20 protein-coding genes are annotated in these 26336 nt (G+C 66.8%); 18 read left to right on the top strand and 2 right to left on the bottom strand.

Annotated elements, in window-relative coordinates; all coding sequences use genetic code 11:
- Nucleotides 1-97: 97 nt before the first annotated feature.
- The 4 genes from GFK26_RS01100 to GFK26_RS01085 all read left to right on the top strand — a co-directional run bounded on the left by GFK26_RS01100 (nucleotide 98) and on the right by GFK26_RS01085 (nucleotide 5415).
- A complete protein-coding gene (locus tag GFK26_RS01100; RefSeq protein ID WP_153280475.1) occupies nucleotides 98-2287 on the top strand; it encodes a cytochrome c biogenesis protein ResB in 2190 nt (729 codons plus the stop codon).
- Nucleotides 2284-3600 (top strand): c-type cytochrome biogenesis protein CcsB, encoded by a 1317-nt coding sequence (gene ccsB, locus GFK26_RS01095; protein WP_153280474.1) that lies wholly within the window; start codon nucleotides 2284-2286, stop codon nucleotides 3598-3600. The genes GFK26_RS01100 and ccsB overlap by 4 nt, the downstream gene beginning before the upstream one ends.
- Nucleotides 3601-3716: 116 nt before the next feature.
- Nucleotides 3717-4730: a protein-methionine-sulfoxide reductase catalytic subunit MsrP gene (gene msrP / locus GFK26_RS01090; RefSeq protein WP_153280473.1), complete on the top strand. Its 1014-nt coding sequence runs from the start codon at nucleotides 3717-3719 to the stop codon at nucleotides 4728-4730.
- Nucleotides 4731-4761: 31 nt separating this feature from the next.
- Entirely contained in the window at nucleotides 4762-5415 is a 654-nt protein-coding gene (locus GFK26_RS01085) for a sulfite oxidase heme-binding subunit YedZ (protein WP_153285813.1), read from the top strand.
- A gap of 7 nt (nucleotides 5416-5422) precedes the next feature.
- Here the strand turns inward: GFK26_RS01085 and lysA are convergent, their stop codons facing one another.
- A complete protein-coding gene (gene lysA / locus GFK26_RS01080) occupies nucleotides 5423-6925 on the bottom strand; it encodes a diaminopimelate decarboxylase (protein ID WP_228121863.1) in 1503 nt (500 codons plus the stop codon).
- Between the two features lie 36 nt (nucleotides 6926-6961).
- On the opposite strand from lysA, the gene cyaY reads away from it, so the two are divergent.
- Entirely contained in the window at nucleotides 6962-7294 is a 333-nt protein-coding gene (cyaY, locus tag GFK26_RS01075; RefSeq protein ID WP_153280472.1) for an iron donor protein CyaY, read from the top strand.
- Nucleotides 7295-7318: 24 nt separating this feature from the next.
- Here the strand turns inward: cyaY and GFK26_RS01070 are convergent, their stop codons facing one another.
- Nucleotides 7319-9730: a penicillin-binding protein 1A gene (locus GFK26_RS01070; protein ID WP_194274002.1), complete on the bottom strand. Its 2412-nt coding sequence runs from the start codon at nucleotides 9728-9730 to the stop codon at nucleotides 7319-7321.
- A gap of 251 nt (nucleotides 9731-9981) precedes the next feature.
- Here GFK26_RS01070 and GFK26_RS01065 point away from each other — a divergent pair, with 251 nt between their 5' ends.
- The 13 genes from GFK26_RS01065 (at nucleotide 9982) to GFK26_RS01005 (ending at nucleotide 26305) form a co-directional block, all read left to right on the top strand.
- Nucleotides 9982-11061, top strand: a complete 1080-nt coding sequence (locus tag GFK26_RS01065) for a pilus assembly protein PilM (RefSeq protein WP_153280471.1) — start codon at nucleotides 9982-9984, stop codon at nucleotides 11059-11061.
- Complete coding sequence (locus GFK26_RS01060) at nucleotides 11058-11678, top strand: PilN domain-containing protein (protein WP_153280470.1); 621 nt, start codon at nucleotides 11058-11060, stop codon at nucleotides 11676-11678. Before GFK26_RS01065 ends, GFK26_RS01060 begins: the two co-directional genes overlap by 4 nt.
- Before the next feature lie 6 nt (nucleotides 11679-11684).
- Nucleotides 11685-12365, top strand: coding sequence for a type 4a pilus biogenesis protein PilO (locus GFK26_RS01055; RefSeq protein WP_153280469.1), 681 nt, complete (start codon nucleotides 11685-11687; stop codon nucleotides 12363-12365).
- The gene (locus GFK26_RS01050; RefSeq protein ID WP_153280468.1) at nucleotides 12362-12904 is read left to right on the top strand and encodes a pilus assembly protein PilP; all 543 of its coding nucleotides are present in this window, start codon (nucleotides 12362-12364) and stop codon (nucleotides 12902-12904) included. Before GFK26_RS01055 ends, GFK26_RS01050 begins: the two co-directional genes overlap by 4 nt.
- Nucleotides 12901-15042, top strand: a complete 2142-nt coding sequence (gene pilQ, locus GFK26_RS01045) for a type IV pilus secretin PilQ (RefSeq protein WP_153280467.1) — start codon at nucleotides 12901-12903, stop codon at nucleotides 15040-15042. The genes GFK26_RS01050 and pilQ overlap by 4 nt, the downstream gene beginning before the upstream one ends.
- Before the next feature lie 23 nt (nucleotides 15043-15065).
- A complete protein-coding gene (locus GFK26_RS01040) occupies nucleotides 15066-15614 on the top strand; it encodes a shikimate kinase (protein WP_153280466.1) in 549 nt (182 codons plus the stop codon).
- Between the two features lie 33 nt (nucleotides 15615-15647).
- Entirely contained in the window at nucleotides 15648-16772 is a 1125-nt protein-coding gene (gene aroB, locus GFK26_RS01035; RefSeq protein ID WP_153280465.1) for a 3-dehydroquinate synthase, read from the top strand.
- Nucleotides 16769-17905: a deoxyguanosinetriphosphate triphosphohydrolase gene (locus GFK26_RS01030; protein ID WP_153280464.1), complete on the top strand. Its 1137-nt coding sequence runs from the start codon at nucleotides 16769-16771 to the stop codon at nucleotides 17903-17905. The genes aroB and GFK26_RS01030 overlap by 4 nt, the downstream gene beginning before the upstream one ends.
- On the top strand, nucleotides 17902-19182 hold the full coding sequence (locus tag GFK26_RS01025) for a CynX/NimT family MFS transporter (RefSeq protein WP_153280463.1): 1281 nt from the start codon (nucleotides 17902-17904) through the stop codon (nucleotides 19180-19182). Before GFK26_RS01030 ends, GFK26_RS01025 begins: the two co-directional genes overlap by 4 nt.
- Nucleotides 19179-19754 (top strand): DUF1415 domain-containing protein, encoded by a 576-nt coding sequence (locus GFK26_RS01020; RefSeq protein WP_153280462.1) that lies wholly within the window; start codon nucleotides 19179-19181, stop codon nucleotides 19752-19754. Before GFK26_RS01025 ends, GFK26_RS01020 begins: the two co-directional genes overlap by 4 nt.
- Nucleotides 19751-20650, top strand: a complete 900-nt coding sequence (locus GFK26_RS01015) for a class I SAM-dependent methyltransferase (RefSeq protein ID WP_194274001.1) — start codon at nucleotides 19751-19753, stop codon at nucleotides 20648-20650. Before GFK26_RS01020 ends, GFK26_RS01015 begins: the two co-directional genes overlap by 4 nt.
- A 29-nt stretch (nucleotides 20651-20679) precedes the next feature.
- On the top strand, nucleotides 20680-21381 hold the full coding sequence (locus GFK26_RS01010; protein ID WP_153280461.1) for a transposase: 702 nt from the start codon (nucleotides 20680-20682) through the stop codon (nucleotides 21379-21381).
- Nucleotides 21382-21559: 178 nt separating this feature from the next.
- Entirely contained in the window at nucleotides 21560-26305 is a 4746-nt protein-coding gene (locus tag GFK26_RS01005; protein WP_153280460.1) for a glutamate synthase-related protein, read from the top strand.
- The last annotated feature ends 31 nt before the right edge of the window (nucleotides 26306-26336 follow it).

Raw genomic sequence — 26336 nt, 5'->3', positions numbered from 1 at the left:
GTGAACTAACCGCCGATAAAAATCCCAAACAAAGGGCGGGCCGATCCAGCAGGATGGCCCGCCCTTTTGTTTTTTCCCCTTTCCTGGTTCCCTCCCGATGACCGTTTCCACCCATGGCCTTCGCGTGCATCGCGGCCCGCAGCTGCTTCGCGCCGCGGTGGAACTGCTGTCGTCGATGCGCTTCGCGATCGCGCTGCTGACGGTCATCTGCATCGCCTCGATCATCGGCACCGTGCTCAAGCAGCACGAACCGATCAACAACTACATCAACCAGTTCGGCCCCTTCTGGGCCGAGCTGTTCCGCGCGGCCCGGCTCGATTCGGTCTACAGCGCCTGGTGGTTCATGCTGATCCTGCTGTTCCTGGTGGTCAGCACGTCGCTGTGCGTGGCGCGCAACACGCCGCGCATCCTGATCGACCTGCGCACGTTCAAGGAAGACATCCGCGCGCAGAGCCTCAAGGCCTTCGGCCAGCGCGCCGAGAACCGCCTGGCGGAAACGCCCGACATGGCGGCCAACCGCATCGGCCAGCTGCTGGTCAGCGGCGGCTGGAAGGTCAAACTGCAACAGCGCAACGCCAGCGCGGACGGCAAGGCCGCGGCGGGCTGGATGGTCGCGGCGCGTGCCGGCGGCGCCCACAAGCTGGGCTACATCGCGGCCCACAGCGCCATCGTGCTGGTGTGCATCGGCGGCCTGCTCGACGGCGACCTCGTCGTGCGCGCCCAGACCTGGTTCAACGGCAAGAGCGTGTTCACGGGCGGCGGCATGATCGCCGACGTGGCGCCCGAGCACCGCCTGTCGGCCGCCAACCCGACCTTCCGCGGGAACATCCTCGTGCCCGAGGGCGGGCGGGGCAACGTGGCCATCCTGAACCAGGCCGACGGCGTGCTGCTGCAGGAGCTGCCGTTCACCATCGAGCTGAAGAAGTTCATCGTCGACTACTACTCGACCGGCATGCCCAAGCTGTTCGCCAGCGAGGTGGTGCTGCACGACCGCGAGAGCGGCGAGCAGGTGCCGGCCCGCATCGAGGTGAACCACCCGGCCAGCTACAAGGGCGTGGAGATCTACCAGTCGAGCTTCGACGACGGCGGCTCCACGGTGAAGCTCAAGGCGGTGCCGATGGCGGCCGCGGCCAAGCCCTTCGAGGTCGAAGGCATCATCGGCGGCCCGAGCACCGAGATCACCAACGGCACCGACAAGCTCACGCTCGAGTACGCCGCGCTGCGCGTGATCAACGTCGAGAACTTCGCCGACGGCGGCGCCATGGGCAGCGGCGCCGACGTGCGCAAGGTCGACCTGCGCCACGGCCTCGAGTCGCGTCTGGGCGCCGCCAACAAGACCAACAAGCCCAAGGTGCTGCGCAACATCGGCCCGAGCATCGGCTACAAGCTGCGCGACGCGTCGGGCCAGGCGCGGGAATACCAGAACTACATGGTGCCGGTCGATGCCGGCGACGGCCAGCCGGTGTTCCTGCTGGGCATGCGCGAGAAGCCCGAGGAGCCGTTCCGCTACCTGCGCGTGCCCTCCGACGAGCAGGGCTCGATGGACGGTTTCGTGCGCATGCGCACCGCGCTGGGCGACCCCGCCACGCGCGAGCGCGCCATCGAGCGCTACATCGCCAAGGCGACCGACCCCAAGCGCCCTGAAATGGCCGAGCAGCTGCGCGTGTCGGCTGCCCGTGCGCTGGCGCTGTTCTCGGGGGCCGAGCGCGCCAAGCCCGACGCCGCGTCGCAGGGCGGCTGGCAGGCGATTGCCGAGTTCATGGAAGCCAACGTGCCCGAGGCCGAGCGCGAGCGCGCCGGCACGGTGCTGGTGCGCATCCTCAACGACGTGCTGTTCGAGGTGCTCAACCTGAGCCGCGAAGGCGCCGGCCTGGCCGCGCTGCCGAACGACGAGAAAACCCAGGGCTACCTGACGCAGGCCGTGCTGGCCCTGAGCGACGCGCACTTCTATCCGGCGCCGGTCGCGATGATGATGACCGACTTCACCCAGGTGCAGGCCAGCGTGTTCCAGGTGGCGCGCGCCCCTGGCAAGAACATCGTCTATCTGGGGTGTCTGTTGCTGATCGTCGGTATTTTTGCCATGCTGTACGTGCGCGAGCGCCGTTTGTGGGTGTGGCTGACACCCGGCGGCGGCGCCTCTGGAGACAACGGCGGCCGCGACACCAGCGAAACCGTCGCCACGATGGCGTTCTCGGTCAACCGCAAGACCCTGGACAGCGATCGCGAATTCGAGCATCTGAAGCACAGGCTGCTCGCCCTGAAGAAAGAAGAACCGGCGTCACCATGAACACCACGACCCTCACGCTCCACGAAAGCTGGCTCTCGCGCCGCAACCTGTTCGACTGGGTGTTCGCGGCGCTGGTGCTGGCCGGCGGCGCGTTCGCCTTCATGCGCCACGCCGGCTCGATGGACAGCTACGAAAAGCCGATCCTCGTGGCCGCGCTGGTCTCGGTCATCGGCATCTGCTGGTTCTGGCGCCCACTGCGGGTGCTGGCGCTGGTGGTGGCCGCGGCGTCGCTGCTGGCCATCAGTTCCTACCAGGGCGACCTGGCGCGCGCCGACTCGGTGTTCTGGCTCAAGTACTTCCTGTCGAGCCAGTCGGCCATCCTCTGGATGAGCGTGCTGTTCTTCATGAGCACGCTGTTCTACTGGATCGGTTTTGTCGCCGGCAAGCAGGCCGACACGTTCGACCTGATCGGCTCCCGCCTGGCCTGGGCGGCCGTGACCATGGCGCTGATCGGCACCATGGTGCGCTGGTACGAAAGCCACCAGCTCGGCCCGGACATCGGCCACATCCCGGTGAGCAACCTGTACGAGGTGTTCGTGCTGTTCTGCTGGCTGACGGCCGCGTTCTATCTGTACTTTGAAGAGCGCTACAACACGCGCGCGCTCGGCGCCTTCGTGATGCTGGTGGTCAGCGCCGCGGTCGGCTTTCTGCTCTGGTACACGATCGTGCGCGAGGCGCATGAGATCCAGCCGCTGGTGCCCGCGCTGCAGAGCTGGTGGATGAAGCTGCACGTGCCCGCCAACTTCATCGGCTACGGCACCTTCGCGCTCGCGGCCATGGTCGCATTCGCCTACCTCATCAAGGAACAGGCGACCGAGACCCGCTGGTACAAGCTCACGCCGATCTGGCTGCTGGGCGTGGCGCTGTGCTTCGTGCCCGTGGCGTTCCGCCAGCGCGTGCAGGAAGCCGGCGGCAGCTACTGGGTGATCTACGCGGGCATCTCGGCGTTGATCGCCGCGGGCATCCTGCTGGGGCGCAAGCGCATCGCGGCACGCCTGCCGGCCAACGAGGTGCTCGACGACGTCATGTACAAGTCGATCACCGTCGGCTTTGCCTTCTTCACCATCGCGACCGTGCTCGGCGCCCTGTGGGCGGCCGACGCCTGGGGCGGCTACTGGAGCTGGGACCCGAAGGAAACCTGGGCACTGATCGTCTGGCTCAACTACGCGGCCTGGCTGCATATGCGCCTCGTGAAGGGCCTGCGCGGCACCGTGGCGGCCTGGTGGGCGCTGGCCGGCCTGGCCGTGACCACCTTCGCGTTCCTCGGCGTGAACATGTTCCTGAGCGGCCTGCACAGCTACGGCACGCTCTGAGCGCAGGTTTTGCGCCTTTCGCGAAGAATTGAAACCGCGCGCCGCCATGGCGCGTAACCGAAGCAGGGCATGTCACGAACTACCCTGAGCCAACCGATTCATGCGAAAGGCCTGTCATGTCGCTTCCTTCCCGCCCACGCCGCAGCAACGGCGCCGGTTTTGTCCACCCGCTGTCGAGCGAGATCACGCCGCGTGCGGCCTACGAAGGCCGACGCGACCTGCTCAAGCTGATGGCCGGCGGCGCCGCGGGCGCGGCGCTCGCCACCTTCGCCGGGCGCGAGGCCTTCGCCCAGGCCACCGGCCCGCACAAGCTGGCTCTGCTGCCGGGCGCCAAGTCGGCCGTGCCGGGCGCGCAGACCATGGAAAAGCTCACCGACTACAAGGACGCGAGCAGCTACAACAACTACTACGAGTTCGGCGTCGACAAGGGCGATCCGGTGAAGAACGCCGGCACCCTGAAGACGCGGCCCTGGACCGTGGAGGTCGAGGGGCTGGTCAAGAAGCCGGGCAAGTACGGCATCGAAGACCTGCTCAAGCTCAGTGCGCAGGAAGAACGCATCTACCGCCTGCGCTGCGTCGAAGGCTGGTCGATGGTGATCCCGTGGGTCGGCTATTCGCTGGCCGAGCTCATCAAGAAGGTCGAGCCGCAGGGCAACGCCAAGTTCGTCGAGTTCGTGACGCTGGCCGACCCGAAGACCATGCCCTTCGTCGGCTCGCGCGTGCTCGACTGGCCCTACACCGAAGGCCTGCGCATGGACGAGGCGATGCACCCGCTCACGCTGCTGGCCTTCGGCATGTACGGCGAGGTGCTGCCCAACCAGAACGGCGCGCCGGTGCGGCTCGTGGTGCCGTGGAAGTACGGCTTCAAATCGGCCAAGTCGATCGTCAAGATCCGCTTCGTCGAGAAGGAGCCGAGCACCGCCTGGAACAAGGCGGCGGCGCAGGAGTACGGCTTCTATTCGAACGTGAACCCGGCCGTCGACCACCCGCGCTGGAGCCAGGCGACCGAGCGCCGCATCGGCGATGGCGGTGGCCTGTTCGCGAAGCGGCGCAAGACCGAGATGTTCAACGGCTACGAGGCGCAGGTCGGCCAGCTCTACGCCGGCATGGACCTGAAGAAGAACTTCTGAGCGGGCGCGCTCGCCCGGTCCTCGCGCCATGCTGAACAAGCTGCTCATGCACCCGGCGACCAAGCCGGTCGTCTTCCTGCTGTGCCTGTTGCCGTTCGCGCGGCTGGCCTACGGCGCGTTCACCGACGGGCTGGGTGCGAACCCGGCCGAGTTCCTGATCCGCGCGACCGGCGACTGGACCTTGCGCTTCCTCTGCATCGTGCTGGCCGTGACGCCGCTGCGCGTGATCACCAAGCTCAACGCGCTGGCGCGCTTTCGCCGCATGCTGGGCCTGTTCGCGTACTTCTACGTGGTGCTGCACCTGCTGTGCTACAGCTGGTTCGACCAGGGCTTCGAGTGGGGCGAGATCGCCAAGGACATCGCCAAGCGGCCGTTCATCCTCGTGGGGTTCTCGGCCTTCGTGCTGCTGACGCCGCTGGCGGCCACGTCATTCAACCGTGCGATCAAGGCGATGGGCGCCAAGCGCTGGCAGCTGCTGCACAGGCTGGTCTATGTGATCGCGGGGCTTGGGCTGCTGCACTTCTTCTGGATGCGCGCGGGCAAGAACAACTTCGCCGAAGTGTTCGTCTACGCCGCGATCATCGGGGTGCTGCTGGCGTGGCGTGTCTGGAATTTCGCGCGCAAGCGCCAGGCCCAACCCGCAGTGGCCGCGCGCAGCAGCGAGAAGCCGGTGCGCACCGGCTGAGGCCGGATCAACCGTCGATTTCGGCGCGCAGCTGGTCTTCCATCGTCTCGCGACGGCGGATCAGCTTCGCTGTGGCGCCGCTCACCAGAACCTCGGCCGCACGGCCGCGCGTGTTGTAGTTGCTGGCCATGCTCATGCAGTACGCACCCGCCGACAGCACGGCCAGCAGATCGCCGGCCACCACGTTGAGCGCGCGGTCGCGGCCGATCCAGTCGCCGCTTTCGCAGACCGGGCCCACCACGTCGTAGGTCGGCGCGTCGCCGGCGCGTTCGCGCAGCGACACGATCTTCTGGAAGGCCTGGTACATCGCGGGGCGCGGCAGGTCGTTCATGGCCGCGTCGACGATGCAGAAGTTCTTGTCTTCGCCGGGCTTGGTGTAGAGCACCTCGGTCACGCACACGCCGGCATTGCCGACCAGCGAACGGCCGGGTTCGATGACCAGTTTGCGCTGGCCGAAGCCGCGCGCGTCGAGCTTGGCGAGCAGCTGCTGCCACAGCGCATCGGCCTTGGGCGGCACCTCGCCGTTGTAGTCGATGCCCAGGCCGCCGCCGAAGTCCAGGTGATGGATCGGCACGCCGGCCGCCTCGATGGCTTCCACCAGGTCGAGCACGCGGTCGCAGGCGTCCAGGTAGGGCGAGGCTTCGGTGATCTGCGAGCCGATGTGGCAGTCGATGCCGACCACCTCGAGGCCCGGCAGGCGGGCGGCGTGCTGGTAGGCCTGCACCGCGCGGTCGTGCGCGATGCCGAACTTGTTGCCCTTGAGGCCGGTGGAAATGTACGGGTGCGTCTTCGGATCGACGTTCGGATTGATGCGGATGCTGATCGGCGCGCGCGTGTTCTCGGCCAGCGCGACCTCGTTGAGCACGTCGAGCTCGGCCTCGCTCTCGACGTTGAAGCAGGCGATGCCGGCCGCCAGCGCCTGGCGCATCTCGGCGCGGGTCTTGCCGACGCCCGAGAAGATGATTTTCCGGGGATCGGCGCCGACGGCGAGCACGCGCGACAGCTCGCCGCCCGAGACGATGTCGAAACCGCAGCCGGCCTCGGCGAACACGCGCAGCACGCCGAGCGACGAATTGGCCTTCATCGCGTAGCAGATCAGCGCCTCGCGGCCCTCGAAGCCGCGCTGGTAGGCGGCCAGGGCGTCGAGCATCCACTGCTTCGAATAGACGAACAGCGGCGTGCCGTGCGCGCGCGCCAGCGCGTCGAGCGCGACGCCCTCGACGTGCAGGGCACCGTCGCGTTGGGCGATGTGGGGATGGCCGGGCAGGGGGTGTTCGTCGTCATTTCTGGGGAGAGGTGGGGCGCTGCTCGCTGCGGCGGGCTTGGGGGCCGCTTCGTTGTCGGAGGCTTTGGAGGAGCCGCCGGGCGTGAGCAATTGGGGCAAGGTGGCGCGCTGGTCGGCCGCCGGATCGGTCGGCAGGTAGAGCGCGCCGCGCTGTCCGCACGCCGCAAGACCGGCCGCGCCGGCGGCAAGGCAGACCATGAGCGCGGTGCGGGCGCGAGCGCTCACTAGAATTTGGCGAACATTCAACATGCTGAAATTGTAATGACCGACACCGAGTACATGGACCGCGCCGAGGCGGCGCTTGCCGCCATCGAGCAGGCCTGCGACCGCATCAACGACGCGACCGACGCCGACATCGACAACCAGCGGGTCGGCGGGATGATCACGATGTCGTTCCAGAACGGCAGCCAGCTGATCGTGAACCTGCAGAAGCCGCTGCACGAAATCTGGCTGGCGGCACGCTCCGGCGGCTACCACTACCGGCACGACGGCCGGGTGTGGGTGGACACCAAGACCGGCGAAGAGTTTTTCAGCAATCTCTCGCGCGAGGCGACGCTGCAGGCGGGGCTGCCGCTGGTGTTCGCGGCGGCCTGAGCCGCCGCTCCCTGTCTTTCTTGATCAGTTCCTGAACAGGTCGAGGATGCGGTTTCGCTCTTCGGGCGGCGCCGGTGCGCTGATCGCCGGACCGCTCAGGGCCTCCGCCGGTGCCACCGGCGCAGAAGATTCCACGCCCAGGCTCGACACGCCGCGGCCCGGTGCGTAGTCGTCGTAATACCACTCGCCGCCGACGCTCACGATGCCCGAGGGCGGCGTGGTCGACAGGTCGGTCACCGGCACGCCCTTGAGGGCGGTTTCCATGTAGTTGATCCAGATCGGCAGGCTCAGGCCGCCGCCGGTTTCGCGGTCGCCCAGGTTGCGCGGCGTGTCGTAGCCGATCCACGAGATCGCCGTCATGGTGGGCTGGAAGCCCGCGAACCAGGCGTCGAGCGAGTCGTTGGTGGTGCCGGTCTTGCCGTACAGGTCGGGGCGCTTGAGCATCGCCTGTGCCTTCGCGGCCGTGCCGGCGCGGGTGATGGACTGCAGCAGCGTGTCCATGATGAAGGCGTTGCGCTGCGGGATGGCGCGCGAGGCTTCATTGAGCAGCGGCGGCTGGACGTCGACCAGCACGCGGTCCTTGTGGTCGGTGACGCGGGTCACGAGGTACGGATTCACGCGGTAGCCGCCATTGGCAAACACCGAGTAGCCCACCGCCATCTGCATCGGCGTGACGGCGCCGGCGCCGAGCGCCATCGGGAGGTAGGCGGGATGCTTGTCCTTGTCGAAGCCGAAGTTGGTGATCCAGTCTTGCGCGTAGCGCGTGCCGATGGACTGCAGGATGCGGATCGACACGAGGTTGCGCGACTTCATCAGCGCGGTGCGCATCGACATCGGACCGTCGAAGCCGCCGCCGTAGTTCTTGGGCTCCCAGGGCTGGCCGCCGGTGGTGCCGGCGTCGAAGAACAGCGGGCCGTCGTTGATGACGGTGGCGGGGGTGAAGCCCTTTTCGAGCGCCGCCGAATAGATGAACGGCTTGAAGCTCGAGCCCGGCTGGCGCCAGGCCTGCGTGACGTGGTTGAACTTGTTCTTGCCGAAGTCGAAGCCGCCGACCAGCGCCTTGATGGCGCCGTCGCGCGGGTCCATGGCGACGAACGCGCCCTCGACCTCGGGCAGTTGGGTGATTTCCCAGGTGTTCTTGGGCGTCTTGGCGACGCGGATCACGGCGCCGCGGCGGATCTTGATGTTGGGCGGTGCCTTGTCCGACAGGCCAGACTGTGCCGGCTTGAGGCCGTCGCCGGTGATCTGCACAGCGTCGCCGTTGGCGCGGATGGCCTGGATTTCCTTGGGCGTCGCCTTGAGCACCACGGCCGCCATCACGTCGCCGTTGTCGGGGTGGTCGTTGAGCACGTCGTCCACGGCTTCGTCGAGCTCCTTGGGGTCGTTCGGCAGGTCGATGAACTTCTCGGGGCCGCGGTACACCTGACGGCGCTCGTAATCCATGATGCCCTTGCGCAGGGCCTTGTAGGCAGCCGCCTGGTCGGCCGCGACCAGCGAGGTGTAGACCTTGAGGCCGCGCGTGTAGGTGCTGTCGCCGTACTGGGCGTACATCAGCTGACGCACGGTTTCGGCGACGTACTCGGCGTGCAGGCGGCTCGGGTCGGCGGCATCGCGCAGGTGCAGCTGCTCCTTCTTGGCCTCGGCCGCCTGCTCGGCGGTGATGAAGCCGGCTTCCTGCATGCGGTCGATCACGTAGAACTGGCGCCCGCGTGCGCGCTGCGGGTTGTTGACCGGGTTGTTCGCGCCGGGCGCCTTCGGCAGGCCGGCGAGCATGGCGGCCTGGGCGATCGACATCTCGGACAGCGGCTTGCCGAAATAGGCCTCGGAGGCGGCGGCGAAACCGTAGGCGCGGTTGCCCAGGTAGATCTGGTTCAGGTAGATCTCGAAGATCTGGTCCTTGCTGAGCATGTGCTCCAGCTTGAAGGTCAGCAGCACTTCGTAGATCTTGCGGGTCAGCGTCTTCTCGGAGCTCAGGTAGACGTTGCGCGCCACCTGCATGGTGATGGTTGACGCGCCCTGGCTCTTCACGCGGTTGAGGTTGGCGATGCCGGCGCGGACCAGGCCCTTGTAGTCGACCCCTCCGTGGTCATAGAAGCGGGCGTCTTCGGCGGCCAGGACCGCGTCCTTCACGACCTTGGGAATCGCGGCGATGGGGGTGAGGTTGCGTCGCTCTTCCCCGAATTCGCCGATCTGCGTGCCCTCGGCGGAAAACACGCGCAGCGGCAGCTTGGGGCGGTAATCGGAGAGTTCCGAGATGTCCGGCAGGTTGGGATAGGCCACTGCCAGGGCCACGGCCACCACGCACAGGATGGAAAGCAGGCCCGCCGCAGCGATGCCTGCGCCCCACAACACGAAACGCAACAGCCATTTCAGCCAGAAGGGGCGTTCGGGTGGAGGGGTCTTGGCGCGCCCCTTGGGGCTGGAAGTTTCTTGCATGGGGGCCCGGAGAGTCACCGGACATTATAAAAAGCCGCCCCCTCGGCGCCCCGGGATCTTTGTTACCTCGCGCATTCCCTCGCCCGGGGCTAAGCAGAAAGTTACAGAATGCGGCTTTGACGTCACGTTTTGACAACGGTTGTCGATTCCGGGCTTTCTGCACGCTTGGTGGGCGGTGTGCCTGCTGCTAGCATGCAACCGAACGCATATTTTTCCATTGGTTACAAATAACAGGGGGAGAGGGACCTAACTTGGCTGCTCTTGGATCATTGTTTCGTCGTCAGAACGCCCCCCTGCTGGGACTGGACGTCAGTTCGTCCAGCGTGAAGCTGGTGGAGCTCGGCCGTGAGGCCAGCGGCAAGCTGGTTCTGGAGCGCTGCGCCATCGAGCCGCTCGAACGCGGCTGGATCACCGACGGCAACGTCGAAAAATTCGACGAAGTCGCCGAAGCCGTGCGCCGTGTCGTGCGCAAGAGCGGCACCAAGACCCGCAACGTGGCGCTGGCGCTGCCGCCCTCGGCGGTCATCACCAAGAAGATCATTCTTCCGGGCGGCATGAGCGAGCAGGAGCTCGAGATCCAGGTCGAGTCCGAAGCCAACCAGTACATCCCGTTTTCGCTCGACGAAGTGAGCCTCGACTTCTGCGTGACGGGGCCGAGCACGACGTCCGTCGGCGACGTGGAAGTGCTGATTGCCGCTTCCCGCAAAGAGAAGGTGCAGGACCGCGAAGGCCTGGCGGAAGCCGCGGGCCTCAAGGCGGTGATTCTCGATGTCGAGTCGTATGCCTCCCGACTGGCCACGGCGCGCCTGATCGAGCAGCTCCCCGGCAAGGGCGTGGATGCCATCGTGGCGTTGTTCGAAGTGGGCGCCTTCACGACCAGCATGCAGGTGCTGCGCAACCAGGAAGTGCTGTACGACCGCGACCAGGCTTTCGGCGGCGCGCAGCTCACCCAGCTCATCGTGCGCCAGTACGGTTTTTCCGCCGAGGAAGCCGAAGCAAAGAAGCGCAGCGGCGACCTGCCCGACGACTACGGCTCGGGCGTGCTCAAGCCCTTCGTCGAAAGCATCGCGCAGGAAATCGCGCGCGCACTGCAGTTCTTCTTCACGAGCACGCCGCACAACCGCGTGGACTACGTGCTGCTGGCCGGCGGCTCGTCGTCGCTGCCGGGGCTGACCAATGCCGTCACCCGCCAGACCTCGTTCGCCTGCTCGCTCGTGAATCCGTTCGACGGCATGGACTTCGGCCCCAGCATCCGCGAGAAGAAGGTCCGCCGCGAAGCGCCTTCCTATCTGACCTCCTGCGGCCTGGCCATGCGGAGGTTTCTGCAGTGATCCTGATCAATCTGCTCCCGCACCGCGAAGCCGCGCGCAAGCGCCGTCGCGAGGCTTTCTACGGCACTCTGGGCGGCGCCGCGTTGCTCGGCGTTCTGATCGCCGGCCTTGGCTATCTCTGGTTCGAAGCCCAGATTGCGGCTCAGCAATCGAAGAACGGCTTCCTTCAGGCCGAAATCAAGAAGCTCGAAGTCGAGATCAAGGAAATCTCGACGCTGCAGGACGAAATCGCTGCCTTGCGCGCGCGCCAACTGGCCGTGGAAGACCTGCAAGGCGACCGCAACCTGCCGGTGCACCTGCTCAACGAACTTGTCCGGCAACTGCCCGACGGCGTCTATCTGACCAGCATGAAGCAGGAGAACCAGACCGTCACGCTGCAAGGCATGGCGCAATCGAACGAACGTGTGTCGGAGCTGCTGCGCAACCTCGGCAACAACAGCCCCTGGCTGGTGAAGCCAGAGCTGGTCGAAATCACCTCGGCCAACGTGAACCTGAGCCAGCGCGACCAGCGCCGTGTGGCCAACTTCACGATGCGCATCGGCCTCAAGCGGCCCACGGATGCCCAGAAGGCCGAGGCCGAAAAGGCCCTGGCCGCCAAGGCACAGGCGAAGGGGTAACCGATCATGGCCATCAGCAACCGATCCCTCCCCAAAGTCGACGTCGCCACCGCACTGCGGAACTTCGGCGACCAGTTCCGCGGACTGAATCCGAACGACCCTTCGATGTGGCCGGCCGTGCCGCGCTACGCGCTGTGCCTGGCTGTGTCCGCGCTGGCGCTGGCGGGCCTGTGGTTTGTCTGGCTCACGAACTCCAACGACGAGCTCGAGGCAGAGCGCGCCAAGGAAGTCACGCTCCGGGCCGACTACAAGAAGAAGGTGGCGCAGGCCGCCAACCTCGATCTGTTGAAGAAACAGCGGGAGCAGGTGCAGCAGTACGTGATCCTTCTCGAGAAGCAACTGCCCAGCAAGGCGGAAATGGACGCACTGCTCTCGGACATCAACCAGGCCGGCCTCGGCCGCAGCCTGCAGTTCGAGCTGTTCCGCCCGGGCCAGGTCTCGGTCAAGGACTACTACGCCGAGCTGCCGATCGCCGTGCGCGTCACGGGCCGGTACCACGACATGGGCGCGTTCGCGGCCGACGTGGCCAGCCTGTCGCGCATCGTGACGCTCAACAACGTGACCGTCACACCGCAGAAGGACAAGGACGTGCTGACGATGGACGCCACCGCGCGCACTTACCGCTACCTCGACGAAGACGAGCGGGCCGCCCAGAAACGCGCCACGGCGCCGAAGGCGAAGAAATGAAGCCGGTCGCGAAAGTTCTGTGGCTGGCATTGGCCACGCTGGGCCTGAGCGCCTGCGGAGATTCCGACCAGGAAGACCTGCAGCGCTGGATGGTCGAAGAGCGCGCCCAGGTCAAGCCGTCGGTGCCGCCGATTTCCGAACCCAAGAAGTTCACGCCGCAGGCCTACACCGAGGCGTCGTCGTTCGAGCCTTTCAACATGCTGAAGCTGACCCAGGCGCTGCGCCGGGAGTCGAACCAGCCGAGTACCTCCGAGCTGATCGCGCCGGAACTGGCGCGCCGCAAGGAAGCGCTCGAGGCGTTCCCGCTCGACACGATGGCAATGGTCGGCAGCATGAACCGTAACGGCCAGCCGGTGGCGCTCGTGCGGGTGGACAAGCTGCTCTACAAGGTGCGCGTCGGCGAGTACCTGGGGCTCAACTACGGGCGCATCACCCGTATCAACGAAACCGAAGTCGCCCTGCGCGAGATCGTGCAGGACGCTGCGGGCGAATGGATCGAACGCGTAGCCACGCTGCAGTTGCAAGAGAGTGCGAAATGAACCAAAAAAAATCAACGATGGCACAGTGGCTGCGCGCCGCCGGGCTGGGTCTGCTGGCTTTCGGTGCCCTGGCCGTCGCCCATGCGCAAAACGCGATCGAATCGGTGACGAGCTCGACCCAGTCGGGCGCGGAAGTGATCCGCATCGACCTGGCCCAGCCGCTCACCGCGGTGCCTGCCGGGTTCTCCGTGCAGACGCCGGCGCGCATCGCGCTGGACTTCCCGGGCGTGACCAACGCCATCGGGCGTTCGGCCATCGAGGTGAACCAGGGCAACCTGCGCTCGGTCAACGTGGTGCAGGCCGGTGATCGCAGCCGGGTCGTGCTGAACCTGAAGCAGGCGACTGCTTACAAAGCCGAAATCCAGGGCAAGTCGCTGCTGGTGGTGCTTGAGCCGGTGGCTGGAACAGCGCTGGTGGCTTCCGCTGCGACCACTTTCGCCGAGAACCGCAACCGTGACACCCTGCCGCTGCGCGACGTCGATTTCCGTCTGGGTGCCGACAGCACCGGTCGTGTGCTCGTCGACTTGCCGAACAACCAAGTCGGCGTCGACGTGAAGCAGCAAGGCAAGAGCCTCGTCGTGGAATTCACCAAGTCGACGCTGCCCGAAGGCCTGCGCCGCCGCCTGGACGTGGCCGACTTCGGTACGCCCGTGCAACTCATCACGTCGCAGCAATCGGGTGACCGCGTGCGCATGACGATCGATGCCAAGGGCGACTGGGAGCACAGCGCCTACCAGAGCGAGAACCAGTTCGTGGTGGAAGTCCGCGCCCGCAAGGTCGACCCGAGCAAGCTCACGCAGGGTGTGGGCTACAACGGCGAGAAGCTGTCGCTGAACTTCCAGAACATCGAGATCCGTTCGCTGCTGCAGGTGATTGCCGACTTCACGAACTTCAACATCGTGACCTCCGACTCGGTCAGCGGCGCACTGACGCTGCGACTGAAGGACGTGCCCTGGGACCAGGCGCTGGACATCATCATGCAGGCGAAGAACCTGGGCATGCGCAAGAATGGCAGCGTGCTGTGGATCGCGCCCAAGGATGAGATCAACGCCAAGGAAAAGCTCGAATTCGAAGCCAAGGCGGCGATCGAGAACCTGGAGCCGCTGCGCACGCAATCGTTCCAGCTGAACTACACGAAGGCGATTGCCATTGCGCAGGGCCTGACGGGTACCGGTGCATCGGCGGGTGGCGGCGGCGGCGGTGGGACGACTTCGCGCATCCTGAGCCCTCGTGGCAGCGTGATCGCGGAGTCGCGCACCAACCAGCTGTTCGTGTCGGACATTCCCTCGCGCCTGGCGCAAGTGGCCGACCTGATCCAGAAGCTCGACATCCCGGTTCGGCAGGTGCTGATCGAAGCGCGCATCGTGGAAGCCTCCGACACCTTCGGCAAGTCGCTCGGCGTGCGGATGGGCGGCGGTATCTCCCGCGAACGCGTCGCGTCGGCCAACGGCAATCCGGCATACGGCACCTTCGGCGTCATGCCTGCCACCACCACCGGTGGCGTCGGCGCCGCAGCAGCCACTTGGACCAACTCCAACTTCATCAACCTGCCCGCAGGCGATGCCGGCGGCACCGGCAATGCGGCCGGTACCTTCGCGATCTCGCTGTTCAATTCGAGCTTGTCGCGCATGCTGAACCTCGAAATCTCGGCGCTCGAGGCCGACGGCAAGGGCAAGCTGGTGTCCAGCCCCCGCGTCATCACGGCCGACCAGACCAAGGCGCTGATCGAGCAGGGCGAAGAAATTCCCTACCAGCAGGCCACGTCCAGCGGTGCCACCTCGATCTCGTTCCGCAAGGCGGTGCTCAAGCTCGAAGTCACGCCGCAGATCACGCCCGAGGGCAACATCATCCTGACGCTGGACGTGAGCAAGGACGCCCGCGGCGCAAACACCTCGGCGGGCCCGGCCATCAACACCAAGCACGTGCAGACCGAGGTGCTCGTCGAGAACGGCGGCACGGTCGTCATCGGTGGTATCTTCGAACTCACCGAAACCAATGACGAATCGCGCGTGCCGGTGCTGGGTGAAATCCCCTACATGGGGGCATTGTTCCGCAAGCGCGAACGCGTTGCCAACAAGACTGAAATGCTCGTCTTTATCACCCCGAAGATGATTACCGACCGCAACGCCGCGCGCTGACGCGCGGGCGTAGCAGCCACCGCGTGGCGGTCGCACTTGTCGGGTTGCCCGGCGCCGGAAAGTCCGCAGTGGGCCGGCGCCTGGGCGCTCGGCTGAACACTCCGTTCATCGACACAGATCACGTGATCGAGCAGCGCATCGGCTGCACGATCCGTGATTTTTTCGATCGCGAGGGCGAAATCGCCTTCCGCGACATCGAGCAGGCGGTCATTGCCGATTTGGCCGCGAGCCCGCACGGTGTGCTGGCGACCGGCGGTGGCGCCGTGCTGCGCGAGGCCAATCGCCAGCAGCTGCGCGATCATTTCCACGTCATTTACCTGCGCTCTTCGCCCGAAGACCTGTTCCGGCGCCTGCGCCATGACGTCAAGCGCCCGTTGTTGCAGGTGGCCGACCCACTGGGCCGGCTGCGCGAGCTGCACGATGCGCGCGACCCGTTCTACCGGGAAACGGCCCATGACGTGGTCGACACCGGCCGCCCGTCGATCGCGGTGCTCGTCAACCTCATCGTGATGCAGCTCGAGCTGGCCGGCGTGGTCGAGCCCGGTGCCCATCCGGAAGAGCCCTCCGACTGACCCCGGCAGGCCCGAGCGCCTAAACTCGCGGCCATGTCCCTGTCCGTTTCGCCCGCACTTTCCGCATCACCACAGCCCGAACGCGTCGAGATCCAACTCGGCGAGCGCAGCTACCCGATCCTCATCGGTGCAGGGCTGCTGCAAGACGCCACCAACTTCGACGTCGTTCCGGCGGCCGCGAGTGCATTGATCGTCAGCAACACCACGGTGGCGCCGCTCTACGCCCAGGGGCTGCGCACCGTGCTGGCCGGCCGTTTCCGCACGGTTCACCTGCTCGAACTGCCCGACGGCGAGGTGCACAAGAACCTCGAAACGCTCAACCTGATCTTCGACGCCCTCCTGGGCCACGGCAGCGACCGCAAGACGGTGCTGTTCGCGCTCGGCGGCGGGGTGGTGGGCGACATGACCGGCTTCGCCGCTGCCAGCTACATGCGCGGCGTGCCCTTCGTCCAGGTGCCGACCACGCTGCTGGCGCAGGTCGATTCGTCGGTGGGCGGCAAGACGGCCATCAACCACCCGTTGGGCAAGAACATGATCGGCGCGTTCTACCAGCCGCAGCTCGTGCTGTGCGACCTGGACACGCTGCAGACGCTGCCCCCGCGCGAACTGAGCGCCGGCCTGGCCGAAGTCATCAAGTACGGCCCGATCTACGACATGGCCTTCTTCGACTGGATCGAGTCGAACATCGAAGCGCTGGTGGCGCGCGATCCGGCCGCGCTGGCCCATGCCGTCAAGCGCAGCTGCGAGATCAAGGCGCTGGTGGTCGGTCAGGACGAGCGCGAGACCGGCCTGCGCGCCATCCTCAATTTCGGTCACACCTTCGGCCATGCCATCGAGTCGGGCCTGGGCTACGGCGAGTGGCTGCACGGAGAGGCCGTCGGTTGCGGCATGGTCATGGCGGCGCAGCTGTCGCAGCGGCTGGGTGGTGTCGACGCGGCTTTCGTCGCGCGACTCACGCGCCTGATCGAACGTGCCGGCCTGCCCACCGTGGGTCCGGCGCTGGGCGCCGAGCGCTACCTCGAACTGATGCGCGTCGACAAGAAATCGGAAGCCGGCGAGATCCGCTTCGTGGTGATCGACCGACCCGGCTCCGCCGTCGTGCGCAGCGCACCCGACGCGATGGTGCGCGACGTGCTCGCGCAGTGCTGCGCGGCATGAGCCTTGCGGCGTACGCCTGCCATCCCGCGCGCTCGCGCGGACGGCGCCACGCGGAACCGCCCGCGCCCACGCGCGATGCCTTCCAGCGCGATCGCGACCGCATCGTTCATTCCACGGCCTTCCGCCGGCTGGTCTACAAGACCCAGGTCTTCCTGAACCACGAGGGCGACCTGTTCCGCACGCGGCTCACGCATTCGCTGGAAGTCGCGCAGCTGGGCCGTTCCATCGCACGCGCGCTGCGACTCAACGAAGACCTGGTCGAGGCCATCGCGCTGGCTCACGACCTTGGCCACACGCCCTTCGGCCACGCCGGGCAGGACGCGCTCAATGCCTGCATGGCCGAACACGGCGGCTTTGAGCACAACCTGCAAAGCCTGCGCGTGGTCGACGCGCTGGAGCACCGCTATCCGCAGTACGACGGCCTGAACCTCAGCTTCGAAACGCGCGAAGGCATCCTCAAGCACTGCTCGCGCGCCAACGCCGAACGCATCGAGACTGCCGAGCCGCAGGGCGTGGCGCGCCGCTTTCTCGACCGCACGCAGCCGGGGCTGGAGGCACAGCTGTGCAACCTGGCCGACGCCATCGCCTACAACGCACACGACATCGACGACGGCGTGCGCTCGGGTCTCATCAGCGTCGAGCAACTGGCCGACGTGGAACTGTTCGAACGCTACCGCCGAGAGGCGCTGGCCGAGCATCCGCAGCTGCCGGGCCAGGGCCGGCGCGTGCTCTATGAAACCATCCGCCGCATGCTCAGCGCGCAGGTCTACGACGTGATCGACACGACGCGCGCGGCCATTGAAGCGCTGGGGCCGGTCGATGCCGACGCCGTGCGCCAGGCGCCGCCGCTGGTGGCCTTCAGCGGCGCCATGCAGGCGCAGTCGGAGGCGCTCAAGCAGTTCCTGTTTCGCAATCTTTATCGCCACCCGCAGGTCACGCAGACCACCGACCAGGCGAGCGAGGTCGTGCGCGAGCTGTTCGATGCCTACCTCGCGCGCGGCACCGAGATGCCCGCGTCGTATGCCGAGCGCCGCGACCGGCACCGCGCCGTGGCCGACTACATCGCCGGCATGACCGACCGCTTCGCCATGCGCGAACACGAGCGGCTGACCGGCCGCCGGGGCATCGCATGACGGCGGCCGTGCGCTCGAACAGCGCGTCGGCCCGCGTGCCCGCCGCGGCCTTCGCCGTCGTGCTGGGTGGCGTCAGCGCCGCGCTGCACCTGGGCAAGCTGCCGCCCGCCGTGCCGGCGCTGCAGGCGTCGCTCGGCATTGACCTGGTCGAGGCGGGCTTCCTGCTCTCGCTGGTCCAGGTCGCGAGCATGACGCTGGGCCTGCTGGCCGGGCTTGCGGCCGATTCGATCGGCCTGCGTCGCAGCATGCTCGTCGGGCTGGCGGTGCTGACGACGGCCAGCCTGCTGGGTGGTGCCGTCGGCGCCGGCCTGCTGGGCGAGTCGCATGCCGTGCTGTGGCTGTTCGTGCTGCGCGCAGCCGAAGGCATCGGCTTCCTGATGGCGGTGATGCCCGGCCCGGGGCTCATCCGCGCGCTGACGCCTGCGGGCGCCGACAAGGCCGCGCTGGGCCTGTGGGGCGCCTACATGCCGCTCGGCGTGGCACTGGCTCTGCTGATCGGGCCGGCTCTCATCGCCTGGGGCGGATGGGCCGACTGGTGGTGGACGCTGTCACTGGTGTCGGCCGGTGCGGCACTCTGGGTGTGGCTGGCGGTGCCGCGTGACCGGCCCCGCGTCGTCGGTGCGAGCCTGCAGCCCGCATCGTCCGGCTGGGCCTCGCGGCTGCGCGAGACGGTCGGGGCGCGCGCGCCGTGGCTGATCGCGCTGACCTTCGCCGTCTACTCGTCCCAGTGGATGGCCGTGATCGGTTTTCTTCCCGCCATCTACGCCGATGCGAAGGTGCCGGCCGCCTGGAGCGCGGTGTTGACCGCGTTGGCCGCGGCGATGAACATCGTCGGCAACCTCATGGGCGGCCGTTGGCTGCAGCGCGGCGTGGCGCCCGAGCGGCTGCTGCAATGGGGCTTCCTGACGATGGCGCTGGGCGGTGTCGCCGCCTTCGCGCAGGTGGGGCAGGGCGCCGAGGCGCTGGGCCTGCCACCCGCGCTGCGCTATGCCGCGATCTGCGCCTTTTCGCTCGGCGGCGGCATGATCCCGGCGACGCTGTTCCTGCTGGGCGTGCGGCTGGCACCGGGGCCGAGCACCGTGTCGACCACCGTCGGCCTGATGCAGCAGGCGTCGTCGCTTGGCCAGTTCCTGGCGCCGCCCGCGGTGGCCTGGCTGGCGCACCGCGTCGGAGGCTGGCATTGGACCTGGACCGCGACGCTGGCTTGCTCGCTTGCCGGCATGGCGGTCGCAACGCGCCTCGGGCGCATTCGGCACGCAGCGGAGGCCACGCCATGAGCGACCCAACCCCCGTGGAAGCCGCACAAGCCGAAGCCGACACCCGTCGCTGGCTCGAACGCGCAGTGATCGGGCTCAACCTGTGCCCCTTCGCCAAGGCGGTGCACGTGAAGGGCCAGATCCATTACGTCACCTACCTCGACACCCACGAAGGCCGCTTGATCGATGCGCTGCTGGCCGAAGCCCGCGCACTCGTGGCGCTCGACGCCGAGGTGCGCGACACCACCTTGCTGATCGTCCCCCATGCGCTGGCGGACTTTCTCGACTTCAACGATTTCACGGAGCGCGCCGAGCGCAAGCTTGCTCGCGCGGGCTTCGATGGCGTGCTGCAACTCGCCAGTTTCCATCCGCACTTCCAGTTCGGCGGCACTGAGCCCGACGACATCAGCAACGCCACCAACCGCGCGCCATACCCCACGCTGCACCTGCTGCGCGAGGACAGCATGGACCGCGCGGTCGAAGCCTTTCCGGAGGCCGACGCCATCTTCGAGCGCAACATCGAGACGCTCGAAGCCTTGGGCCCAGTCGGCTGGGCTGCGCTCGATGTCGGCCCGGGAAGCGCCACGCCATGAACACCAAGAACACCATGCCCCGTCCCGCGAAAGCGCACCCCACACACAAGGCTGCCAAGGCCGAGGCCGAGCTGGCCGAAGTCCTGCGGCCGGGCCAGTCCGTCGAGCTCCTCAAGGAGCTGCACATCCTCACGCGCGAAGGCCGGCTCAACCAGGATTCGCGGCGCAAGCTCAAGCAGGTCTACCACCTGTTCCAGTTCATCGAGCAACTGCTGCGTGAGTTGCCGGGCGAGGGCGCCGAGGCCACGCTGGCCGATCACGGGGCCGGCAAGTCGTACCTCGGTTTCATCATCTACGACCTGTTTTTTCGCGCGCGGCAGGGCGGTCATGTCTACGGCATCGAGACGCGCAGCGAACTGGTCGAGCGCTCCCGCGCACTGGCGCAGCAGCTGGGCTTCGGGCGCATGTCGTTCCTGAACCTCACCGTGGCCGAGTCGGCGCAGGCGAGCGAGCTGCCGGCGCAGATCGACGTGGTCACCGCGCTGCACGCCTGCGACACCGCCACCGACGACGCCATCGCCTTCGGCCTCGCCAAGAAAGCGCGCTGCATGGTGCTCGTGCCCTGCTGCCAGGCCGAAGTGGCGGCCTGTCTGCGCGAGACCAAGGCGCTGGCGCTGTCGCGCACGCCGCTGGCCGAACTCTGGCGCCATCCGCTGCACACGCGCGAGATCGGCAGCCAGCTCACCAACGTGCTGCGCTGCCTGTACCTGGAAGCCAACGGCTACAGCGTCACCGTCACCGAGCTCGTCGGCTGGGAGCACAGCATGAAGAACGAGCTGATCCTGGTGCGCTACACCGGCCAGCGCAAGGCGAGCGCGGCGACGCGGCTGCGCGAGCTGCTGGCGCAGTTCGGGCTCGACACGCTGGGCGACACGCGCTTCCGCCTCGCCGACTGAGTATTCCGACGGCGTCGTCCACCGTCACCATGGCCCGTCTCCCCCGTCTCACGCTGGCCGGCATGCCGCACCACGTGATCCAGCGCGGCAACAACCGCCAGCCGATCTTTGTCGACCGTGCCGACCACGAGAAGCTGCTCGGCCTGCTGGCCGAGAACGCCGCGCGCTTCGGCATTGCGCTGCACGCCTACGTGCTGATGGACAACCACTTCCACCTGCTGGCCACGCCCGACAGCACCACGGGCCTGCCGCAGTTCATGCAGGCGGTCGGGCGCAGCTACGTGCGCTACTTCAACGACCGCCACGGCCGCAGCGGCACTTTGTGGGAAGGGCGCTACAGATCGACCCTGATCCAGACCGAGCGCTACCTGCTGACCTGCATGGCCTACATCGACCTGAACCCGGTGCGCGCCGGCATGGTCGCCGAGGCGCGCGACTTCCCCTGGTCCAGCCACGGCCACTACGCCGGGCTGCGGCAGGACCGGCTGCTGACCCCGCATCCGCTGTACTGGGAACTCGGCAACACGCCCTTCGCGCGGGAGGCGGCGTATGCCGAACTGGTGCGTGGCGGCGTCCGCGCAGCCGATCAGCAGGCCCTGACCGACGCCACCCTGCGCGGCTGGGCGGCCGGCGATGGTGGCTTTTTGGACACGTTGCAGAAGTCCACCGAGCGCCGCGTCATCAAGGCCAAGGCCGGGCGGCCGCCTGCATCCCCCAAAGATCAAGTCTGAAAACGGCGAGATGCCGCATACGTGTTGGGATTCGTGCTTCTATTTTTGATATGTCCCCAATTAAATTCTGACCAGAAAACTCAACATTTAATAGGAATCTGACCCCCATTAAAGTGTTTGGCATTCTTTGTGCATCGCAATATGCTCCCTTTCCCTGCGAAAACTGAAGGAGCGCGCCATGACGACGGCTGCCGAGATTCAACACCTCCAAGAACACGGTCTGTATTCCGGTGCCGATGAGCACGACGCCTGCGGCGTCGGCTTCGTCGCCCATATCAAGGGTGAGAAAAGCCACGCCATCGTGTTGCAGGGTCTGAAGATCCTCGAGAACCTCGACCACCGCGGCGCCGTCGGCGCCGACAAGCTGATGGGCGACGGCGCCGGCATCCTGATCCAGCTGCCCGACCTGCTGTACCGCGAAGAAATGGCCAAGCAGGGCGTCACGCTGCCCCCGCCCGGCGAATACGGCGTCGGCATGATCTTCCTGCCCAAGGAGCACGCCTCGCGCGAAGCCTGCGAACAAGAGATGGAACGCGCCATCAAGGCCGAAGGCCAGGTGCTGCTGGGCTGGCGCGATGTGCCGGTCAACCGCGACATGCCCATGTCGCCCACCGTGCGCGAAAAAGAACCGCTGCTGCGCCAGATCTTCATCGGCCGCGGCAACGACGTGATCGTGCAGGACGCGCTGGAGCGCAAGCTGTACGTGATCCGCAAGACCGCGAGCGCCAACATCCAGCGCCTGAAGCTCAAGCACAGCAAGGAATACTACGTTCCGAGCATGTCCAGCCGCACCGTGGTCTACAAGGGCCTGCTGCTGGCTGACCAGGTGGGCACGTACTACCTCGACCTGCAAGACAAGCGTTGCGTCTCGGCCCTGGGCCTGGTGCACCAGCGCTTCTCGACCAACACCTTCCCCGAGTGGCCGCTGGCCCACCCGTACCGTTACGTTGCCCACAACGGCGAAATCAACACGGTCAAGGGCAACTACAACTGGATGAAGGCACGCGAAGGCGTGATGTCGTCGCCCGTGCTCGGCGCCGACCTGCAGAAGCTGTACCCGATCAGCTTCGCCGGTCAGTCCGACACCGCCACCTTCGACAACTGCCTCGAGCTGCTGACGATGGCAGGCTACCCCATCAGCCAGGCCGTGATGATGATGATTCCCGAGCCCTGGGAACAGCACGCCACCATGGACACGCGCCGCCGCGCGTTCTATGAGTACCACGCTGCCATGCTCGAGCCGTGGGACGGCCCGGCCTCCATCGTGTTCACCGACGGCCGCCAGATCGGCGCCACGCTCGACCGCAACGGCCTGCGCCCCTCGCGCTACTGCGTGACCGACGACGACCTGGTCATCATGGCCTCGGAGTCGGGCGTGCTGCCCGTGCCCGAGCAGAAGATCGTGCGCAAGTGGCGCCTGCAGCCCGGCAAGATGTTCCTCATCGACCTGGAGCAGGGCCGCATGATCGACGACGAGGAGGTCAAGTCCACCCTCGCGAACAGCAAGCCCTACAAGCAGTGGATCGAAAACCTGCGCATCAAGCTCGACAGCGTCAAGGCCGAACCAGCCGCGATTCCTGTGAGCCAGGTGGCGCTGCTCGACCGCCAGCAGGCCTTCGGCTACACCCAGGAAGACATCAAGTTCCTGATGAGCCCGATGGCGCAAGCCGGCGAAGAAGGCATCGGCTCCATGGGCAACGACAGCCCGCTGGCCGTGCTCTCCAGCAAGAACAAGCCGCTGTACAACTACTTCAAGCAGCTGTTCGCGCAGGTCACGAACCCGCCGATCGACCCGATCCGCGAAGCGATCGTGATGTCGCTCGTGTCCTTCATCGGCCCCAAGCCGAACCTGCTGGACATCAACCAGGTCAATCCGCCGATGCGGCTCGAAGTGAGCCAGCCCATTCTCGACTTCGCCGACATGGCGAAGCTGCGCGACATCGGCACCTACACGCAAGGCAAGTTCAAGAGCTACGTGCTCGACATCACCTACCCGCTGGGCTGGGGCGATGAAGGCGTCGAAGCCAAGCTGGCCTCGCTGTGCGCTGAAGCGGTCGACGCCATCAAGGGCGGCCACAACATCCTGATCGTGAGCGACCGCGGCGTGGGCCCGACGCAAGTGGCGATTCCCGCCGTGCTGGCCCTCTCGGCCGTGCACCAGTACCTCGTGCGCGAGGGCCTGCGCACCACCGCGGGCCTCGTGGTCGAGACCGGCTCGGCGCGCGAAGTGCATCACTTCGGCGTGCTCGCCGGCTACGGCGCGGAAGCCGTGCACCCGTACCTCGCGATGGAAACGCTGGCGGCCATGCACGCCGACCTGCCGGGCGACCTGAGCGCCGAGAAGGCGGTCTACAACTACGTCAAGGCCATCGGCAAGGGCCTGTCGAAGATCATGTCGAAGATGGGTGTCAGCACCTACATGAGCTACTGCGGCGCTCAGCTGTTCGAAGCCATCGGCCTGAACACCGAGACCGTCAACAAGTACTTCACCGGCACCGCCAGCCGCGTGGAAGGCATCGGCGTCTTCGAGATTGCCGAAGAAGCCATCCGCATGCACAAGGCCGCCTTCGGCGACGACCCGGTGCTCGCCAACATGCTCGACGCCGGCGGTGAATACGCATGGCGCACGCGCGGCGAAGAGCACATGTGGACGCCCGACGCCATCGCCAAGCTGCAGCACAGCACGCGCTCCAACAACTGGAACACGTACAAGGAATACGCGCAGCTCATCAACGACCAGAACCGCCGTCACCTCACGCTGCGCGGTCTGTTCGAGTTCAAGATCGATCCGGCCAAGGCCATTCCTGTCGACGAGGTCGAAGCGGCTGCCGAGATCGTCAAGCGCTTCGCCACCGGCGCGATGTCGCTGGGCTCGATCAGCACCGAGGCGCACGCCACGCTCGCCATTGCCATGAACCGCATCGGCGGCAAGAGCAACACGGGCGAAGGCGGTGAAGACCCGGCGCGCTACCGCAACGAACTCAAGGGCATCCCGATCAAGCAGGGCGACACGCTCAAGAGCGTGATCGGCGCGGCCAACGTCGAGGTCGACCTGCCGCTGAACGACGGCGACTCGCTGCGCTCGCGCATCAAGCAGGTCGCGTCGGGCCGCTTCGGCGTCACCGCCGAGTACCTGCATTCGGCCGACCAGATCCAGATCAAGATGGCGCAAGGTGCCAAGCCGGGCGAGGGCGGTCAGCTCCCGGGCGGCAAGGTCACCGAGTACATCGGCAAGCAACGTTATGCCGTGCCGGGCGTGGGCCTCATCTCGCCGCCGCCGCACCACGACATCTACTCGATCGAGGACTTGGCCCAGCTGATCCACGACCTGAAGAACACCGCGCCGCACGCCAGCATCAGCGTGAAGCTGGTGAGCGAAATCGGCGTCGGCACCATCGCCGCGGGCGTGGCCAAGTGCAAGAGCGACCACGTCGTGATCGCCGGCCATGACGGCGGCACGGGCGCTTCGCCCTGGTCGTCGATCAAGCACGCGGGTAGCCCGTGGGAAATCGGCCTGGCCGAGACGCAGCAGACGCTGGTGCTCAACCGCCTGCGCAGCCGCATCCGCGTGCAGGCCGACGGCCAGATGAAGACCGGCCGCGACGTCGCCATCGGCGCGCTGCTGGGCGCCGACGAGTTCGGCTTTGCGACCGCACCGCTGGTGGTCGAGGGCTGCATCATGATGCGCAAGTGCCACCTGAACACCTGCCCGGTGGGCGTGGCCACGCAAGACCCGCTGCTGCGCAAGAAGTTCTCGGGCAAGCCCGAGCACGTCGTCAACTACTTTTTCTTCGTTGCCGAGGAAGTGCGTCAGATCATGGCCCAGCTGGGCATCCGCAAGTTCGACGACCTGATCGGTCGCGCCGACCTGCTCGACATGCGCAAGGGCATCGAGCACTGGAAGGCCTCGGGCCTCGATTTCAGCCGCCTGTTCGCGCTGCCGATCGTGCCGGCCGACGTGCCGCGCTACCACGTCGAGAACCAGGACCACGGCCTCGAGCGCGCACTCGACGTGAAGCTCATCGAGAAGTCGCGTCCCGCCATCGACAAGGGCGAGAAGGTGCAGTTCATCGAGGTGGCGCGCAACGTCAACCGTTCGGTGGGCGCGATGCTCTCGGGCGCGCTGACCAAGGTGCATCCGCAAGGCCTGCCCGACGACTCGATCCGCATCCAGCTCGAAGGCACCGGCGGCCAGTCGTTCGGCGCCTTCCTGGCACGCGGCATCACGCTGTATCTGATCGGCGACGCCAACGACTACACCGGCAAGGGCCTCTCGGGCGGCCGCGTGGTGGTGCGCCCCAGCCTGGACTTCCGCGGTGAAGCCGCACGCAACACCATCGTCGGCAACACCGCGCTGTACGGAGCGACCACCGGCGAGGCCTACCTGTGTGGCGTGGCCGGCGAACGCTTCGCGGTGCGCCTGTCGGGCGCCACGGCGGTCATCGAAGGCACCGGCGACCACGGCTGCGAGTACATGACCGGCGGCACGGTGGCCGTGCTCGGCAAGACGGGCCGCAACTTCGCGGCCGGCATGAGCGGCGGCGTCGCCTTCGTCTACGACGAGGACGGCCAGTTCGCCACGCGCTGCAACCTCTCGATGGTGTCGCTCGACAAGGTGCTGACCTCGGCCGAGCAAACCGCCAGCGTGCATCGCAAGATCTGGCACGGCGGCGAGACCGACGAAGCACAGCTGAAGAAGCTGCTCGAAGAGCACCACCGCTGGACCGGCAGCAAGCGCGCGCGCGAACTGCTCGACACCTGGGCCGAGTCGCGCACCAAGTTCGTCAAGGTGTTCCCGAACGAGTACAAGCGCGCCCTGGCCGAACTGCACGACCGCCAGGTCGAACTGGCCAGCAGTGGCAACAACGCCCACGTGGGCCTCGAGCCGCACGCACTGGCTGCGCCCGCCACGGCCGCCGTCTGAGCGCGCCATAGATACGAAGAACAGAGGACAG

This window comes from Variovorax paradoxus (genome assembly GCF_009498455.1).
Taxonomy (GTDB): domain Bacteria; phylum Pseudomonadota; class Gammaproteobacteria; order Burkholderiales; family Burkholderiaceae_C; genus Variovorax; species Variovorax paradoxus_H.
This window is presented reverse-complemented; position numbering and strand designations above follow the sequence as displayed.

Excerpts from the sequence above, each read along its gene's own strand:
- GFK26_RS01070 (WP_194274002.1), bottom strand. The coding sequence starts at position 9,730 with ATGCAAGAAACTTCCAGCCCCAAGGGGCGCGCCAAGACCCCTCCACCC.
- GFK26_RS01030 (WP_153280464.1), top strand. The coding sequence starts at position 16,769 with ATGAGCCTTGCGGCGTACGCCTGCCATCCCGCGCGCTCGCGCGGACGG.
- GFK26_RS01100 (WP_153280475.1), top strand. The coding sequence starts at position 98 with ATGACCGTTTCCACCCATGGCCTTCGCGTGCATCGCGGCCCGCAGCTG.
- cyaY (WP_153280472.1), top strand. The coding sequence starts at position 6,962 with ATGACCGACACCGAGTACATGGACCGCGCCGAGGCGGCGCTTGCCGCC.
- GFK26_RS01050 (WP_153280468.1), top strand. The coding sequence starts at position 12,362 with ATGAAGCCGGTCGCGAAAGTTCTGTGGCTGGCATTGGCCACGCTGGGC.
- GFK26_RS01015 (WP_194274001.1), top strand. The coding sequence starts at position 19,751 with ATGAACACCAAGAACACCATGCCCCGTCCCGCGAAAGCGCACCCCACA.
- GFK26_RS01055 (WP_153280469.1), top strand. The coding sequence starts at position 11,685 with ATGGCCATCAGCAACCGATCCCTCCCCAAAGTCGACGTCGCCACCGCA.
- GFK26_RS01025 (WP_153280463.1), top strand. The coding sequence starts at position 17,902 with ATGACGGCGGCCGTGCGCTCGAACAGCGCGTCGGCCCGCGTGCCCGCC.
- pilQ (WP_153280467.1), top strand. The coding sequence starts at position 12,901 with ATGAACCAAAAAAAATCAACGATGGCACAGTGGCTGCGCGCCGCCGGG.
- GFK26_RS01010 (WP_153280461.1), top strand. The coding sequence starts at position 20,680 with ATGGCCCGTCTCCCCCGTCTCACGCTGGCCGGCATGCCGCACCACGTG.
- GFK26_RS01020 (WP_153280462.1), top strand. The coding sequence starts at position 19,179 with ATGAGCGACCCAACCCCCGTGGAAGCCGCACAAGCCGAAGCCGACACC.
- msrP (WP_153280473.1), top strand. The coding sequence starts at position 3,717 with ATGTCGCTTCCTTCCCGCCCACGCCGCAGCAACGGCGCCGGTTTTGTC.
- ccsB (WP_153280474.1), top strand. The coding sequence starts at position 2,284 with ATGAACACCACGACCCTCACGCTCCACGAAAGCTGGCTCTCGCGCCGC.
- GFK26_RS01005 (WP_153280460.1), top strand. The coding sequence starts at position 21,560 with ATGACGACGGCTGCCGAGATTCAACACCTCCAAGAACACGGTCTGTAT.
- aroB (WP_153280465.1), top strand. The coding sequence starts at position 15,648 with ATGTCCCTGTCCGTTTCGCCCGCACTTTCCGCATCACCACAGCCCGAA.